The organism is Hyunsoonleella ulvae (assembly GCF_016827605.1).
Taxonomy (GTDB): domain Bacteria; phylum Bacteroidota; class Bacteroidia; order Flavobacteriales; family Flavobacteriaceae; genus Jejuia; species Jejuia ulvae.
On sequence record NZ_JAEPJQ010000001.1, the window covers coordinates 491,629 to 509,448 of the forward strand.

Genomic DNA, 17,820 nt, shown 5'->3' on the forward strand with positions numbered 1-17,820 from the left:
TATGTAGGTTTGCTTAAAATTTTATAAAGGTAATGCGTAATAAGTGTTTTAATGTTCTTCTAGCCGTAGTAATTGGTTGTGTTTTTATTAACTGTGCCAACAGAGGTAGGCCAGAAGGTGGAGAAAAAGACGTTGATCCTCCTGTAATTGTAAGCACATCTCCAGAAAATTATTCTACCAATTTTAATACCAAGGAAATAAAAATAGAGTTCAACGAATTTATAAAAATTAAGAACTTACAGAAACAATTAATTATTTCGCCCCCCATGAAAACGCAACCCGAAATTACCCCTTTGGGAGCTGCGAGCAAAACCATTAGAATACGAATTTTTGATACCCTTCCTCCTAATACAACTTACGCTTTTAACTTTGGCAATAGTATTGAAGATAACAATGAAGGAAATCCTTATACTTACTACCGCTATGTGTTTTCTACGGGAGATTATATTGATTCCCTAACCGTTTCTGGAAATATCACTGATGCTTTGCTACGCGAACCTGAAACTTTTGTTTCTGTGATGTTGTACGAGGTAGATTCTACATTTACTGATTCCATAATCTATAAAGAAACGCCTAAGTACATCACAAATACCCTAGATAGCTTAACTTCTTACACTATAGAAAATGCTAAAGCCGGAAAGTATTTATTAGTAGCGCTTAAAGACAATAACGGAGATAACATTTACCAACAAAAATCTGATCAAATCGCTTTTAAAAAGGAATTTATTACCCTGCCAACAGATAGCATATACAATCTTAGACTCTTTAATGAAATTGTAGATTTTAACCCTTCAAGACCATTATTGGTTAATGGTGAAAAAATCATGATTGGATATGAAGGAAATCCTGAGGGCATAGCTTTTTCGTTGGATTCTGAAGTACCGCAAGACTTTGAATATAGAATTTCTAAAGACAAAAAAACAGATACTTTATACTATTGGTATAAACCCAAATTAGAAGTTGACTCTTTGGTAATGAATATTGAGCATCCACAAGCCTCAAAAACATTCACTGTAAGAATACGTGATAAAGAACGTGATTCTTTAACTATTGAAGCTAAACCTGATGGCACGATTCGTTACGATGAAGATTTTAAAATTTCCGGAACTATTCCTTTTACAAAGTTTGATAAAACCAAAATGTCTGTGATAAACAAAGATTCCTTACCAGTTTCTTTTGTTGTAAAACCATATGATTCCTTGTCCAATACGTATACTTTTGGTTTTGAAAAAACAGAAGATAATGAGTATGATATAACGATTCTCCCGGAAGCATTTATTGATTTTTTTGAAAACACAAATGATACATTACAATACACAGTAAGGACTAAAAAACAAGATAGTTATGGTAATTTACGTCTAAACTTATATAACGCAGTTTACCCAATAATAGCTCAACTTACCGACAAACAAGGCAAGGTAAAATATGAGAAATACGCAACTGAACAAAAACCAATTGATTTTCTAAATCTAAGTCCTGGTAACTATTTCATAAGAGTCATTTATGATTCAAATAATAATAGGACTTATGATACTGGTAACTATCTTAAAAAAATTCAGCCTGAAATCGCAAAACATTCTGAAAAGTCAATCGAAGTAAGAGCTGGATGGGATAGCCCAACTGAATTTATTCTGAAAGATTAAAACGATCCCGATCATTTAAAAACTTTAGCGCATTTCTATATTTTCTAACGTGATTTTTAGATAGAGTAACCACTTCTACAAAGTCTTGATTTAATGGTATTTCAGATATACGTTTTCCTAAAACATCATAAACAGCAGTACTACCACAGTATTTAACATCTACGCCATCAACACCTATCCTGTTTACACCTATACAGTAGCTCATGTTCTCTATAGCTCTTGCCTTAAGCAGCGTATCCCAAGCGTCAATTCTTGTTATAGGCCAATTGGCAACATATAGTAAAACATCATAGTTATCAGTATTTCTTGACCAAACTGGGAACCTTAAATCATAGCATATAAGTGGACAAATTTTCCACCCTTTGTAGTCTACAATCAATTTTTCCTTGCCTGCAGTATAAACCTCGTTTTCTCCAACCAAGGTAAATGTATGCCGTTTATCGTAATACGATATTTTTCCCGATGGCTCAACAAATAAAAGTCTATTAAAATATGTTTTACCTTCAACAATTACGACACTGCCTACAATAGCAGATTTGGTGTTTTGTGCTACATCCTTCATCCAAGCTACAGTAGTGCCTTCCATAGTTTCAGCTACTTTATCTGCATTCATGGTAAATCCCGATGTAAACATTTCGGGTAGAATAACCACATCAACATCCTTTTTAATACTTTTTATTTTTTTTTGAAAAGCATCGCGATTAACTTGAGGGTTTTCCCAAATTAAATCCGCCTGTACTAATGCTATTTTTAAAGTCTCTTGCATAGAATGCTAAAAATAAAAAAAGAGTTCAAAAAAAAGTGTTTTTTTTGAACTCTTAAGATATTACATAATTGTAAGTAGGCAAACCTGATTTAAGATAAATCTTTATTTCGTGTTTATTTTAGCTTCTTCTTTGCTTTTGCAATATTAGAATGCAGTTTTTCGATTTTTTCTAGCCATTTTTTTTCATCCACAGGAGATAACTTTCCTTTGCTTTTAAGCTTATCATATTTCTGTTGGGCATTTTTGTGCTTTTCAATAGCCTTATTGTAGTTTGATTGTGCTTTTTCTTTTTGCCTCAATACCTTTTCTGCCTTTTTTCTCTTTTTTTCAGCTTTTCTCTGGGCTTTTTCTGCCTTTTCTATTTTTTTCTGGGTTGCTTCCTTTTCAGCATCCTCTTGTTGTCTTATCGCTTTGGCCGCATTTAAAATTTTGCTCTTTTGTGCTTCGCTTAGTGTTGAAGTCACATCAATACCAGCTTTGGTAATAACCGTATTTTCTACCTTATAAATTACCTCATCTACTTTTACCTCTTGTGCAGATAATTTGCTGTAACTCAAAAATACCAGAACCACAAGTACCTTTGCTATATTTAAAATTCTATTCTTCATACCTTTTAGACAAATAGAACATTAAAAAGTCACAAAAAAAGGAAGGTTTTTAAACTATTTCCATTTTCTTTAAGAGAAAGGAAGCATTCATATTCTGGCAAATGCCTTTTTTGAGTTTATAATCAAAGTGAAGTTCGTCGTTTATAATTTCGGCATCAAAATAATAGTTCTTAACAGCACTGAGTTGTTCTTCTATTTCACACAAACTTAAATCGTGCGTTGCTATAATACCTGTAGCTTTAGAAGCTACTAATTTTTCAACAAACTTCTTTGAGCCCATGGCTTTATCGGTACTATTCGTTCCTTTTAAAATTTCATCTAAAACAATAAAATAAGGTTCTTTGGTAATGGTATCAACTATAAACTTCAATCTAGTTAATTCTGAGAAGAAGTAGGAACTGTCATCTGTTAAAGAATCGGTAGTTCGCATACTTGTGATTAGTTTTACTGGCCTGTATTTACTTTTAGCAACACAAACTGGCAATCCAACATTGGCCATAACTATATGGAGCGACACTGTTCTTAAAAAGGTACTCTTACCTGCCATATTTGCTCCAGTGACTATAAAAAACTGCTCGCTATTAATTACGATATCACTATCTACTCGTTTTGTTTCATTAAGCAGTGGATGCCCGAGTTTTTCTGCATTAATTACGATATCTTCTGTGGTAATCTCTGGATATTTAAATTTTGGATGGTTATAGGCATAATTTCCTAAAGCATTATATGCATCAAAGAAAGACACCACTTCAAACCAATCTTCAACTTTATGAGCGTAGGTATTAATCCACTGTTCAATTCTATAACTATTTTTTATATCGGTTAAAAAATAACCATTCCCAAAAATAGCTCCTATTATATTGTTTCGATTATCTAAAGCATCTAGTGCTCTTGAAAGTTCTTTAAAAATAGTTGATGCCTTTTTAGTATCAGACTTAATTTTCTCCTGTTTTTCTTGTAACAATTCAGATGTAAACGTTGCGTCTTCTATAAGTTTCAACAATAAACTATACTGCCTAAAAGTGTCTTTTACTTTATCTACCTTAAGAGAAAGTATATTTATTGTCTTCACATATCTAGCAGTCATAGCCAAACCAACAAATAACCACCACCCAATAATAGATGCGTCAATTAAGTTTGTTACTGCAAAAACAAATAAAAGTATAGTAGTAGCTATGAAACCTATTGGTAACCATTTAGCAATGGTGGGTAAAAACATTTTATAGCCTTTTAGCCAACTTATAATCTCTTTTGCAGGTGTTTCAACAGATACCAAACTAGAGGTAGCTGCATAAAACTGACGCCATTTAGTGTCTCTCGACAGTTCTTTTATCGCCTCTTGCCGTTGCGGAATGCCCTTAATGCTATTGGCCTTTAATAATGCTGAAAGTTTATAAGCACCTTCGTGTATAGTGGTTCTATCGATAAACTGAAAGAACGAACCTCTACCAAATAAATCTATATCTAAACTATAAAAGTGTGTTGGGTCTTGATACTGTAAACCGTTGTTTCTATCGTGAAAATTCCCTGATGCTATCTGTATTTCTTCTTCGTTTATTTTAACTAGCGCTTCATAAAATGCTTTCTCCTGTTTAACATCGGTGTATCTGGAGAGCAACTTCACAAACACAATAACACCCACCAAACCTATTATAACTGCTACTTGCCAGATATGAAAGAAAAAATAAATTGCCAATCCACACAACACAAATACCGTTAACCTTAGTAAGCTTAAACTTACCATGCTTTTTTGGCAAGCTTTTACTTCTGCCTTGTATACATTTACATGTTCTTCGTAGTATTCTATAGGATTGTTCATATGGGAAAAAGAAAAAAGCCCTGAAATTATTCAGAGCTTTTGTTTTTGTAATATTTTGTTTTAATCTCTTCCAAATACTTGAAGTGCCCAATATAATAGATTTGCCAGAGCACCAATTGCAGCTACCAAATAAGTTCTTGCTGCCCATTTTAGTGCATCTTCAGAACCTTTATATTCATCTGGAGTTACAACATTTTTATTTTTTAACCAAGCTAAAGCTCTATTGCTTGCATCATATTCAACTGGCAACGTTATAAAACTAAATAAAGTAGCAGCTCCCATCATTATTAAACCAGCAACAGCAACCCACCATCCTAGTCCTAAACCTGCAGCACCACCTAAAACAAGTCCTCCTATAATTAACCATTGAGACATTCCTGAACTCACACTAACTACCGGTACTAATGTAGAACGCATTTGCAACCAACTGTAGGCCTGTGCATGTTGCACGGCATGACCTACTTCATGCGCAGCAACAGCTGCGGCTGCGGCATTTCTTTCATTATATACCGCTTCACTTAAATTAACCGTTTTATTCTTAGGATTGTAATGATCCGTTAAACGCCCTGGAGTAGAGATAATTTCAACATCATAAATACCGTGATCTGCTAACATCTTTTGTGCTACCTCTGCACCACTCATACCATTTCTTAAATGGATTTTAGAATACTTTGCAAACTTTCGCTTTAATGTATTACTTACTGCCCAACTCGCTAAAGTAATAGCTCCTATTAGTATATAATATCCTAACATAATTTTGGTTTTAATTCATAGTAAAGATAGCAATAATTACGCCATTTCTAAACCATGAAATTTTGTCAGATATTGTGGTTACACATTTTCAAATTCCAAATCAAAAGCCTCTGCTATTTCTTTGTAAACAATCTTACCATTTACAACATTTAAGCCTTTAGCCAGAGCTTTATTATTTTTACATGCCTTTTCCCAACCTTGTTCTGCTAACTTAATTACATAAGGCAAAGTGACATTAGTAAGACCAACAGTGGATGTATAAGGAACTGCCCCAGGCATATTAGCTACACAATAGTGTACAACATCATCAATTATATAGGTAGGATCTTGATGGGTAGTGGGTTTTGTTGTTTCAAAACATCCCCCTTGATCCACTGCGACATCTACCATAACGGTACCAGGTCGCATCTCTTTTAACATATCTTCTGTGATTAACTTAGGGGCTTTTGCTCCTTTTATTAACACACCACCAATAATTAAATCGGCGTCCTTTATGTGTTTTCTAATATTATATTCACTAGAGAATTCACTAATCACATTATTTGGCATGGTTTCACTCACATGGCGTAAAGCTTTCATGTTGATATCTAGAATAAAAACATTTGCCCCCAAGCCTGAAGCCATGCGGGCTGCTTGAACACCAACTATTCCAGCTCCTAAAATTAGTACTTTAGCGGGAGGTACTCCAGGAATCCCTCCTAATAAAATACCACGCCCCATAATTGGTTTTTCTAAATATTTCGCTCCTTGCTGAATTGACATGCGTCCTGCCACTTCAGACATTGGTATTAACAATGGTAGGGATCCATCACTATCTTCAACCGTTTCATAGGCGATACAGACAGCTTTACTTTCTATCATTGCTTTGGTTAATACTTCACTAGATGCGAAATGAAAATAGGTAAATACAACTTGATCTTCTTTTATCAAGGCGTATTCTTCTTCAATGGGTTCTTTTACTTTAACAATCATTTCTGCGACATCATAAACCTCTTCTATGGTACTTAGAATAGTTGCCCCTGCGTTTATATAGTCTTCATCTGGAAACCCACTATTGTGTCCTGCATCTTTTTGAATAAATACAGTATGGTTTCTTTTTGTTAATTCGAAAACACCTGAAGGTGTCATTCCTACACGGTTTTCATTATTTTTAATTTCAATGGGAACTCCAATTTTCATCTTTCAATTTTTAAGTTAAAAAACAATTTTGATTAAAAAACGTAATACGAGTGCAATATTACTATATTGAATTGAAAATAAATTATAAACCTTTATTTTTTTTGAATTTTCAATATCGATTTTAACAATATGTTAGGAATTACATAAAACACATCGATTTACTAGAGTTTTGTTACGTTTTCAATAATTGGGAAGAACTGCTTCTATACTATTCCAACAAAAGAAAAGTAGACTACTTAATCTACCTTACCTCCTTACAACAGACAGTAAAAAACGACAGAAGTAGTCTTAAACATCAATCAAAAATGATCTATATTAGTAGTGCATCTATTGCTTTCCATATTTCAATTTATAGTATAGCAATAGTAGTGTGGATACCACAGTAATAGTATTGGCAAAAATCATTGAATAACTATTTCTTAAAATCCCATATATAAGCCATAATATGATGCCAATAAAAAACAGAATTAGCATAGGCAATGATAAGCTAGAAACATCTTTGGTTTTGTAGGTTTTGTATACTTGTGGTAAAAATGCAATTGTTGTAAGTACTGCTGCACCAAAACCTATTGCTTCATTTACATCAAAACCCATAATTTATTCACCTTGGGTTTTAGTTAATGGCATCACCTCGAAGTTTTCTATATTTTTGACGAGCTTCAATGAAATAAATGCTATCAGCGTGATTAAAAATTAATTCTTTGTAAAGTTCTTTGGCTTTTTCAGGAGCATTTAAATGATACAAATACAATTCTGCTAAACTGTAAATTGCGTTGTCTATCAAAATACCTTCCCTGTAATTATCAATAATTTGCTGATAATTATTGGCAGCATTTTCAAATTGTTTTTTAATTTCAAGAAGTTTCCCTTGTTTGTATAAAGCCTGTGGTATTATAGGTTCTGTCTTGTGCTCTTCTAGTATGAGTTCAAGTAAAGTAATAGCTTCATCATTTCTATTTTGAAACGCAAGTAGATCTGCCTTAGCATAGCGCTTTAGAGCTGTTTGAAGGGAATCTTCATATTTATTATCTGTGATTAATAACTTTAAGTCTAAAGCATCATTGGCTATTAGTTGGGAAGTGGAAGATTTTAAAATTTTAAGTTGAGATTCTGCCCACTTAAAATCTCCTTTATAGTAGCTCGCTTTTGCTACCTTAAATCGTGCTTTTTGAGAGATTTCACTATTCTTTAAATTCCTTTGAATTTGGGTGTAGTAAATTAACGCTTTGTTGAATTCTTCTTTCAGTACTAGTATGTCTGCCAATTCTAATTTTATGTCTGCCGTTTGCAAATTATTTAATGGCAACTTTAAGGCCTTTTCTAAAAAAGAAATTGCCTCTTCTGTTTTATTCATGTAAAAAGCTAAGAAATGTGCGTAAGATATTTGCAAATCCAAAGTTTGGGCAAAGGTTCCATAAGTATCAAAAAGTGCCAGATATTTATTCTGTAAATCCTGATATGTTGATGCATAGGCTTCCTTGGTTTCAATTTGAAAAAGATCATAAAACGCCATCAATTTAGTATCGATATCCTGGGCCTCATCTATGACGTAATTAAAAATAGATTTTGCATTTTCGAACTCTTTTTCTTTTTCAGCAATTTTACCCAAATTCATTATTCTATCTAGCCCATCTAGATTTCTGGTATATATTGCTTTTTCCTGTGCAAAGGCTTTACCGTAATCTTTCTGCTGAACAAATAACCAACCCAAGAGCTCATTCCAAAGAACATTTGGTTCTTGCTGAATTTTCTTTATGAGTAACTTTCGCAAAATAATATTACTCTGGTTATTATCATCCTCATTTATAAAGCTGTTTAATGCTCTTTTTACGTTATTTAATGAGACAGGATTTTTTTCGGCAAAATCAATATAGTTTAGCATCATTTTTTCAATGTCCCCATTTTCTCCATACAACTGTGCTAACGGTAACTTTAAGTTTAATTGTGGTTTTAATTCCATTGCTTTCTCATAAGTAGAAATAGCTTGGTCCAATAATGAATAATCTTGAAAAGCTCTTGCCACAGCATAAGCATTATTAGAATTAACCAGTAAACTATTTATAGCAATGTTATAGTTTTGATTTGCTTCCTCTGTGTTATTTTGCAATTGGTAATTATAACCTAACGTTACATAAAACGCTGGATAATTTGTCTTGCTAATTATTTTGACTAAGAAATCTTCAGCTTCTTTATATTGTTCTAATTGCTGGTGGATATCAATAATTTGCTTTATGTAGCTTATGTTTGATCTTGATTTGGCATACAGCCTTTTATATTCTACCAAGGCTTTCTCAAAATCGCCGTTTTTGTAATATTCTTTGGCAAATAAATCATCTTGGGCCAAAAGGATAGTTGGAACACATAAGAATAAAAACAGTAGTAATCTCATTGAGTAAATATAATGAAGATAAATTGAAACTTATATTTACAAAACACCAAAAATGCCCGAATATTACATTCGGGCATAACCAACCAAAATAATGTTCTATTAACTATACTACCGAAATTAAAAACGATAATATCACTCGATTGGGGACAGTTTTTTGTTTGTTTAAAACAATTTATTTTTTCACAACTGCCAAGGTTTTATTTTCAGGTTTTTCTAAATTAAAATCTGAAAACAAAACTTTACTTCCAATAAAAACAAGTGCTAAAAGCAGAATAATACGTAGTACATTCTTCATGGTTAAGTAGGTTAATAAATTTGGTGTAGCTATATTCCAAAATATATTATAAACCACCAAGAAAACCATCAAAAAATCGTTAATCGTCACAACAAAAAGACATTTAATCGATTTTTATTCTTAAAAATGAAAGAAAAATACTAAATTTTATTAAATCCTGTATAGGCGTGTAAAACTTCTGGGATGTCTATCCCATCTTCAACCTGGTAGTTTTCTAAAATTCCTGCCAAAATCCTTGGTAATGCTAGAGAACTACCATTTAAAGTGTGCGCCAATTCATTTTTACCATTGGCATTTTTAAATCGTAGCTTTAAACGGTTAGCTTGAAATGTTTCAAAATTTGACACTGATGATACTTCTAACCACCTATTTTGAGCAGTAGAATACACTTCAAAATCATAGGTTAAAGCTGAAGCAAAAGATGTATCTCCTCCACACAGTTTTAAAATTCTGTATGGTAATTTTAATTCTTCCAGAATTATTTTCACATGATTTACCATACCGTCTAGAGACTCATAAGATTTTTCAGGATGCTCTACTCTTATAATTTCAACTTTATCAAATTGATGTAATCTATTAAGACCTCTTACATGAGCACCATAACTTCCTGCCTCTCTTCTAAAACACGGAGTATATCCAGTAATACCTATTGGCAAGTCACTTTCATTCAATACCGTATTCCTAAAAATATTAGTCCCTGGTACTTCTGCCGTTGGAATTAAATACAGGTTATCTTCTGTAACATGATACATTTGCCCTTCTTTATCGGGTAACTGTCCTGTACCAATACCTGAAGCTTCATTTACCATTAGAGGTAACTGATACTCTGTGTATCCCGCCTCGGCATTCTTATCTAAAAAATAGGTAATTAAAGCTCGCTGTAATTTTGCACCTTTACCTTTATACACAGGGAAACCAGCTCCTGTAATTTTATTACCCAGCTCAAAATCTATAATATCATATTTTTTTGCCAATTCCCAATGTGGTAACGCACCTTGATGAAGTGTTGGTATACTTCCCCAGCTGAAGACCTCTTCGTTATCTTCTTCTGAATTTCCAGCTGGCACAGATTCATGGGGTACATTAGGAATTTGAAACAACAATTCCTGTAAATTGTTAGCCACCTCATTGAGTTGCTCTGTAAGTATTTTGGAAGCTTCCTTTAACTGTCCTGTTTTTTCCTTTAAGGTATTTGCTTCCTCGACCTTTCCAGATTTAAACAAGCCTCCTATTTGTTTAGATATGGTATTAGACTCTGCTAGAGTATTATCCAATTCTGTTTGAATACTTCTACGCTTTTCGTCTAAAGCAATAACATCATCAATCATTTTACTGGCATCTATACCTCGCTTTGCTAGACGCTGCACAACTATTGCTTTGTTATCTCTAATAAATGGAACTTGTAGCATGATCTAAAATTTAAGCGACAAATTTAATAAATACTGGTAGACTTAATTCATTTTTGAAGGTAAAATCCAATCACTATGCTTTAAAGGTTGCCATGGCTGATCTGCAATGTCAATATCAGGATTTATAAGTTGTTTTAAACGCCTTCCATTTACACCAACCTTACAATTTACATATACTGAAACGTCTTTATTTTTCGTTCTAAATTCTTCTCTCAGATATTTAGAAAATTGCCAAATCACATCGGGTTTGGTACTTGCACTTCTCTGCTGCTTTTTGGTTAAATAATCGTCTAATACAATGATGGTTTTCTCCCCGGTATCCTTATCCATAACAGTGTATGTGACAGTGCCATACTTAGCCCTAAGCATCATACGCCATGACAAACGATGCCCTTCCTCTGTCCACAACACGTTATCTTTAAAAATATGATGGCGTAATGGCAGCACTATTTGAAACACAAAATAAACTACAAATAAAGCTATATACATTTGCTTTAAACTGGGGGCTTTTACTTCAGCTTTATCATAAAACACCCTCTTCCTTAAAAATATATTTCTAATAGTTTTAGGAGGAAAGAAAAATAGGTAAAAGGCTAATGCCAGATATGGAAAAATCCCTATCTGAAACACTACAGAATTAAATAGATGAAACCCAATTGAAATAATAAAAGCCCATTTTCTTGTTGGTTTATACAACAAAAAAGGCACAATTAAACCATCAAAGAAAATACCTCCCCAAGTTAATATGTTTTGCAGCCACTCTTGTTGCAGTATATTTCCAATAAGTTGATAATTTTTTTTGCCTTTCATTAATACCTCCATCACTGTACCGTCTATCCAATCTGGGTAAAGCTTTGCTATTGATGCGTAGGTGTAAACAATAAAGAGTTGCAAAATAAAGACCAGCCTGCACCAATTGGGCATGGCATTTGTTTTTAAAGAGGGGGTTAATTTCGCATCTATTGAAACGTCACGATGGGCTGGCATAAACACCATAATGGTACTTATTAACACCAATAAATAATAATGATTGTTGTATGACGATTTTTGCATAAGATAGCTTCCTGTCCACAACAAAGTAAAACCAACCATACTTATACGGTACTTATAACCTACCATAATAAGCAAACCAAAAATGCTCATTACAGCATAATACACATACATACCCTCTCCCTGAAATACTTGTAACCACTCAAAACCTATAAATGTGAATGTGAATTTTGGTTCAACCAAAGTTCGCTTAACCCAACCCGTGAGTATTGCTCCAAAAGCCTCTAAAAAACAAAGCAACCCAAAAAACACCCTAAAAACGACTAGCTGGGAATTATCGATATGTTTAAACAACCACCTAGTCAATATTACAACGTATTGATAAAGTTCAATGAGAATTGTTTATCCTTTTCAAGTTGTTTTTTTAATTCTAGAATTGATTGAAATTTTTGCTCATCCCGAATACGTTCTAGCACATCTACTTGAATGTTTTTACCATAAATTGTTTCATCGAAATTAAAAAAGTGTACTTCGATAGATTCACTACTACCATTTACTGTGGGGTTCATTCCTATATTCATCATACCAAAAACAGCCTTGTTATCTATAGTTGACCTTACAACATAAGACCCTTGTTTGGGTATTAATTTATATGCTTCTTGAATGTTGATATTGGCTGTAGGGTAATCTAAATCTTTTCCTATGCCTTTACCTTTAACAACGGTTCCTGTTAACATAAATGGATACCCTAAATATTTATTTGCTTTTTGAATATTGCCATCAGAAAGTGCCTTGCGTATTTTTGTAGAACTTACTGCTACATCATTAATATCTTGTGCTGATATTTCCTCAACATTAAAACCAAACACATCTCCATATTTTATCAAATCGTTAATATCTGCATTTCTATTTCTTCCAAATCTATGATCGTAACCAATAATTACTTTTTTGGTGTTAAGTTTATCCACTAATACTTGCTTTACAAACTCCTCAGCTGATAATCTAGAAAAATCTTTTGTGAATTCCTTTATTAGAAGATAGTCTAACCCTAAAGCATCTAGGATATCACTTCGTTCATCTATAGTATTGATAAGTTTAATATTAGAATCCTTTTGCAATACCATTCTTGGATGTGGAAAAAAAGTAAGAATTACAGATTTAAAGTCTTCTTCTTTTCCTAAAGTGATAAGACGGTTAATAATTTTTTGATGCCCCACATGTACACCATCAAATGTTCCAATCGTTACTATTGTAGGTGCTTTAGATTTATATTTTTCAATTGGCAATACCTTACCCATAGGTGTTCTGGAATTGTTAATGTCGTTAAAATAAGCTAGATTTGTTTTAAAAGACCCCTGTTTCGTTATGAAAACAAAACTACATTATGTTTTTACAACAACCATATTTTTAATTGCTTTTTCGGCATATGCACAAGATAACTTTTTTGTTAAAACAAAACAGTTGCATAAATCTATAGCATTAAAACCTGAATCTGAAACAGTTTCAACATATCAGTTTAATTATAAAGCTTTAAACAAGGCTCTTCAGCAAGCCTCAGACAACAAAGCCTCTAAAGCATCAAATGTTATTATTAGTTTTCCAAACTTAAATGGTACTTTAGAAAAATACAAGATTGTTGAAGCCTCTGTAATGCATCCCGATTTACAGGAAAAGTATCCAGAAATCAGATCATATATTGGCTATGGTATAGACAATCCAACAGGGTATTTAAGATTTAGTTTGTCGCCCTACAAGGGATTATCTGGGATTGTTTTAGGCAAGAAAAAAACGGAGATTTTTCATGCAGACGCTAAAAACACATCTAAATTCACTGTTCTTAACAAACTTAGTCTAGATAATAATAAAAGATTTAAATGTAGCACTTTGAATGCATTTGCAGAGGCATCACATAAAAGTGAAGGTTTAAAAGATTCAGATGATAGCATAAATAGACTCTATACAATAGCTATTTCTGTAACCGGAGAATATTCTAGCTTCCACGGAGGCACTTTAACTTCTGTTAATGCTGCATTAGCAGCAACATTAACCAATGTTAACGCGGTTTTTGAAAACGATTTTAATGTATCTCTAGAGTTAGCTGCAAATAATGATAATGTAATTTATCTTAATTCTGCTACTGACCCTTATTCAGGTTTTAACAATTATAGTACTGAAGTACAAACCACTTTAGATAATGAAATTGGCAATACTAATTATGATGTTGGCCATTTAATTTCAGCAATTGGTTTTGATGGTAATGCAGGTTGTATCGGTTGCGTATGTACTACTGGACTTAAAGGTAGCGCTTATGCCTCTGACGATGTACCTTCTGGTTTTAACTTTGATATTGATTTAGTAGCCCATGAAATTGGACACCAGTTTGGAGCTAACCACACGTGGACCCATGATGGTAATGAAGGCTCCGATGTACAAATGGAACCAGGAAGCGGTACAACTATAATGGGGTATGCGGGTATCGCAGCTTCAGCAAACATCCAGCTTAATAGCGATCCTTACTTTCATGCGATTTCTATTGAACAAATCACTGATTTTATAAAAACAACATCCTGTGCTACCGAGACAAACACAGGCAACACCACTCCAACCGCCAATGCAGGTAATGATATAACATTACCCGTTGGCACTGCTTTTAGACTTACAGGAATTGGTAGTGATGGAGATGGGGATAACATTACCTTTTGTTGGGAACAAATAAATGAAAACAATGCTTTAACCGTTTTTCCAAACCCCAATTCGGGTAATGACGATGCCGTTTTGGTTAGATCTTTTCCTCCTACTACAAGCCCCACAAGATATTTTCCCAACTTATCTGATTTAAAATTTGGTGTGAATGCCAATCAATGGGAGAAAGTTCCAAATGTAGGGAGGACTGCAGATTTTAGATTAACTGTGAGAGACAATAAACCTGGAGGTGCCAATAATACTCACGACGATATGCGTGTTACTTTTGACCCTAGTTTTGGCCCCTTTGAAATCACTTCACAAAACACCACTGGTATTGCATGGTCTAGCGGAAGTACTGAAACCATCACTTGGAATGTTAACAACACAAATACAATGCCTGGTGCTTCAAACGTAAATATTTTATTGTCTACAGATGGAGGAGATACTTATAACGAAATAGTTAGTAATATTCCTAACAACGGTAGTTACTCGCTCACTGTACCAAATACACCTTCCCCTGAATGTAGGTTAATGATAGAGCCTACAAATAATAATTTCTTTGCAATTAATTCTGAAGATTTCTCTATAGATTTTCAAGTGAACACTACATGTACGCAATATAGTTCTGCGAACAATTTAGGTATTAATATCCCTGATAACACTGGGACTTTTAGCCAAAGTCATATTATTAACATACCCGATAATTCGACGATTACTGATATTAATATTGGAATGAACATAACCCACAGTTATATTGGTGATTTGGGAATTGAGATTATAAGTCCTAGCAACACCACTGTTACTTTAAAAACATTAAATGATTGTGATTCTGAAGAAAATATTATTGGTGTTTTTGACGATGATGCAATTGCATTCAATTGTACTAATGCTAGTGATAACATTTCGCAAAAATCTTTAAATGACTTACTTGAAGTTTTTAATAATGAGAGCTCTTCTGGAGAATGGACAATAAGATTAGGGGATTTTCAACCAGGAGACACTGGCACCCTGAATTCTTGGTTTATTGAGGTTTGTGAAACCACCAGCTCCCCATTAGAAATAACCAATTTTAGTTTTAAAGATGTTAAAATATTTCCTAATCCCAGTAACGGCAGATTTACTATAAAGGTTGATTCTACACATACGAGAAAGAATATTAAGGTTGAAGTTTTTGATTTAAGAGGCAGACGTATTTACAAAGAAGATTTTAAGGAAGTCTCAAGATTAGATGAAACTATACATTTACACAATGCACAATCTGGTATTTACATTTTATCTTTGAGTGATGAAACAACGACTGATATAAGAAGAATTGCTATTGAGTAAATGGTTTTACTTTCCATTAAAGCTATTCATTGTATTATTTACTCCAGCTAGAACAAAAGACTTTATTAATTCTACTGATTTTTCCAATCGTTCTGGAAGTTTTTCCATTTCTTCGGTATTCCATTCGCCCAATACATAATCTACTTGTCTTCCCTTAGAAAACGTGTCGCTAATACCAAACCTAAAGCGATTATATTTTGTAGTATTTAGCTTAGCTTGAATATCTTTTAAACCATTATGTCCTCCGTCACTCCCTTTGGTTTTTAATCTTATACTTCCAAACGGTAGATTTAAATCATCAGTGATTACCAATAGGTTTTCATGAGGTACTTTTTCTTTTGTGAGCCAATAGGTAACTGCCTTACCACTCAAATTCATAAAGGTACTAGGTTTTAAAAACACTAATGTTCTGCCTTTTAATTTATAGGTAGCCATATCTCCTAGTTTTTGTGTTTCAAATGCAAAATCCTCTTGTTTTGCAAAAAAGTCCAGCACCTTAAACCCTATATTGTGTCGTGTTTCCTCATACTTATCTCCTATGTTACCTAATCCAACAATTAAAAATTTTTTCATGGGATCTTGACTTTCTTTTTGGGGTTTTAATTTAAACCATTGCAACAAAAACCTAAACATTGTTTCATTTTTTGTAAAAATAAAAAAGCATCCTAAATAAATTTAGAATGCTAATATTAATTTATAGATCACTTACTTAAGAAACAGCTTTGAGTTTTTTAAGCGTGGTTTTTGTTAATTTATCTTCAGCGTATGTCTTAGTTACATTCAACTTACTGTCGTTACTACTTGGCAGCTCAAACATAGCATCTGTTAATATCTCTTCACATAGAGAACGTAAACCTCTAGCTCCAAGCTTATATTCTATAGCTTTATCTACTATAAAACCTAAAGCTCCATCTGTTATAGAGAATTCAATATCATCCATAGCAAACAATTTCTTGTATTGCTTAATTATTGCATTCTTAGGCTCTGTTAAAATGGCTCTTAGCGTTTTAGCATCTAAAGGATCCATGTATGTAAGCACTGGAAGCCTTCCAATGATTTCAGGAATTAGACCAAAATCCTTTAGATCCTTTGGTGTAATGTATTGCAGTAGATTATCCTGATCTATAACCTCATCGGACATTGATGCTGCATAACCAACGGCTTTCATATTTAAACGTTTGGTAATCATTCGTTCTATACCGTCAAAAGCCCCACCAGCTATAAACAAGATATTTTCGGTATTAACCTCAATAAATTTTTGATCTGGATGTTTTCTTCCTCCTTTTGGCGGCACATTAACAACTGTTCCTTCTAAAAGTTTTAATAAGGCTTGTTGCACCCCTTCTCCTGAAACATCTCTTGTTATAGATGGATTATCGCTCTTACGGGCAATTTTATCTATTTCATCTATAAATACAATACCCTTTTCTGCCTTTTCTAAATTGTAATCTGCAGCTTGTAGCAATCGCGTTAAAATACTTTCTACATCTTCTCCTACATAGCCAGCCTCTGTTAATACAGTAGCATCAACAATAGCTAGAGGTACATTTAACATTCTTGCCACAGTTTTGGCCATTAATGTTTTTCCTGTACCCGTTTGCCCAACCATAACGATATTACTCTTTTGTATCTCAATATCGTCGTTAGTAGGCTGTTGTAATAAACGTTTGTAATGATTGTATACCGCAACAGACATTACCTTTTTGGTCATTTCCTGTCCAATAATATATTCATCAAGAAATGCCTTAATTTGCTGGGGTTTTCTGAGTTTTAACTCAGCTGATAAATCATTAGTATCGTTTTGCTTAGATTCTTCTATAACTATGCCATGTGCTTGTTCTATACACCTATCACAAATATGTGCATCTAAACCAGCAATTAACAAGTTGGTTTCAGGCTTTTTTCTGCCACAAAACGAACATTCTAATTCTTCTTTTGCCATTAATCAGTTGAATTTG

15 protein-coding genes are annotated in these 17,820 nt (G+C 33.4%); 2 read left to right on the forward strand and 13 right to left on the reverse strand.

Going from position 1 to position 17,820, the window contains the following annotated elements; translation table 11 throughout:
- Positions 1 to 32: 32 nt before the first annotated feature.
- Positions 33 to 1,643, forward strand: a complete 1,611-nt coding sequence (locus JS605_RS02290) for an Ig-like domain-containing protein (protein WP_203256060.1) — start codon at positions 33 to 35, stop codon at positions 1,641 to 1,643.
- Here JS605_RS02290 and JS605_RS02295 read toward each other — a convergent pair.
- The 11 genes from JS605_RS02295 to JS605_RS02340 all read right to left on the reverse strand — a co-directional run bounded on the left by JS605_RS02295 (position 1,627) and on the right by JS605_RS02340 (position 13,149).
- Complete coding sequence (locus tag JS605_RS02295; protein WP_203256061.1) at positions 1,627 to 2,409, reverse strand: amidohydrolase; 783 nt, start codon at positions 2,407 to 2,409, stop codon at positions 1,627 to 1,629. The two genes, JS605_RS02290 and JS605_RS02295, sit on opposite strands and share 17 nt — an antisense overlap.
- A 113-nt stretch (positions 2,410 to 2,522) precedes the next feature.
- Positions 2,523 to 3,017 (reverse strand): hypothetical protein, encoded by a 495-nt coding sequence (locus JS605_RS02300; protein WP_203256062.1) that lies wholly within the window; start codon positions 3,015 to 3,017, stop codon positions 2,523 to 2,525.
- 49 nt (positions 3,018 to 3,066) lie between these two features.
- Positions 3,067 to 4,836 (reverse strand): MutS-related protein, encoded by a 1,770-nt coding sequence (locus JS605_RS02305; RefSeq protein ID WP_203256063.1) that lies wholly within the window; start codon positions 4,834 to 4,836, stop codon positions 3,067 to 3,069.
- Between the two features lie 60 nt (positions 4,837 to 4,896).
- The gene (locus JS605_RS02310) at positions 4,897 to 5,589 is read right to left on the reverse strand and encodes a zinc metallopeptidase (RefSeq protein ID WP_203256064.1); all 693 of its coding nucleotides are present in this window, start codon (positions 5,587 to 5,589) and stop codon (positions 4,897 to 4,899) included.
- Positions 5,590 to 5,667: 78 nt separating this feature from the next.
- The gene (gene ald, locus JS605_RS02315) at positions 5,668 to 6,768 is read right to left on the reverse strand and encodes an alanine dehydrogenase (protein ID WP_203256065.1); all 1,101 of its coding nucleotides are present in this window, start codon (positions 6,766 to 6,768) and stop codon (positions 5,668 to 5,670) included.
- Between the two features lie 327 nt (positions 6,769 to 7,095).
- The gene (locus JS605_RS02320) at positions 7,096 to 7,362 is read right to left on the reverse strand and encodes a SemiSWEET family sugar transporter (RefSeq protein WP_203256066.1); all 267 of its coding nucleotides are present in this window, start codon (positions 7,360 to 7,362) and stop codon (positions 7,096 to 7,098) included.
- 19 nt (positions 7,363 to 7,381) lie between these two features.
- The gene (locus tag JS605_RS02325; protein WP_203256067.1) at positions 7,382 to 9,157 is read right to left on the reverse strand and encodes a tetratricopeptide repeat protein; all 1,776 of its coding nucleotides are present in this window, start codon (positions 9,155 to 9,157) and stop codon (positions 7,382 to 7,384) included.
- A 172-nt stretch (positions 9,158 to 9,329) separates the two neighbouring features.
- On the reverse strand, positions 9,330 to 9,452 hold the full coding sequence (locus JS605_RS17605) for a hypothetical protein (protein WP_262896310.1): 123 nt from the start codon (positions 9,450 to 9,452) through the stop codon (positions 9,330 to 9,332).
- 140 nt (positions 9,453 to 9,592) lie between these two features.
- On the reverse strand, positions 9,593 to 10,861 hold the full coding sequence (serS, locus tag JS605_RS02330; protein WP_203256068.1) for a serine--tRNA ligase: 1,269 nt from the start codon (positions 10,859 to 10,861) through the stop codon (positions 9,593 to 9,595).
- A gap of 42 nt (positions 10,862 to 10,903) precedes the next feature.
- On the reverse strand, positions 10,904 to 12,205 hold the full coding sequence (locus JS605_RS02335; protein WP_239000234.1) for an HTTM domain-containing protein: 1,302 nt from the start codon (positions 12,203 to 12,205) through the stop codon (positions 10,904 to 10,906).
- A gap of 14 nt (positions 12,206 to 12,219) precedes the next feature.
- Positions 12,220 to 13,149 (reverse strand): bifunctional riboflavin kinase/FAD synthetase, encoded by a 930-nt coding sequence (locus tag JS605_RS02340; protein WP_203256069.1) that lies wholly within the window; start codon positions 13,147 to 13,149, stop codon positions 12,220 to 12,222.
- Between the two features lie 67 nt (positions 13,150 to 13,216).
- Between JS605_RS02340 and JS605_RS02345 the strand changes: the two genes are divergently transcribed.
- Entirely contained in the window at positions 13,217 to 15,862 is a 2,646-nt protein-coding gene (locus tag JS605_RS02345; RefSeq protein WP_203256070.1) for a reprolysin-like metallopeptidase, read from the forward strand.
- Positions 15,863 to 15,868: 6 nt separating this feature from the next.
- On the opposite strand, the gene pth is transcribed toward JS605_RS02345, so the two are convergent.
- On the reverse strand, positions 15,869 to 16,435 hold the full coding sequence (gene pth / locus JS605_RS02350; protein ID WP_394369014.1) for an aminoacyl-tRNA hydrolase: 567 nt from the start codon (positions 16,433 to 16,435) through the stop codon (positions 15,869 to 15,871).
- A gap of 136 nt (positions 16,436 to 16,571) precedes the next feature.
- The gene (gene clpX / locus JS605_RS02355) at positions 16,572 to 17,804 is read right to left on the reverse strand and encodes an ATP-dependent Clp protease ATP-binding subunit ClpX (protein ID WP_203256072.1); all 1,233 of its coding nucleotides are present in this window, start codon (positions 17,802 to 17,804) and stop codon (positions 16,572 to 16,574) included.
- Positions 17,805 to 17,820: the final 16 nt, after the last annotated feature.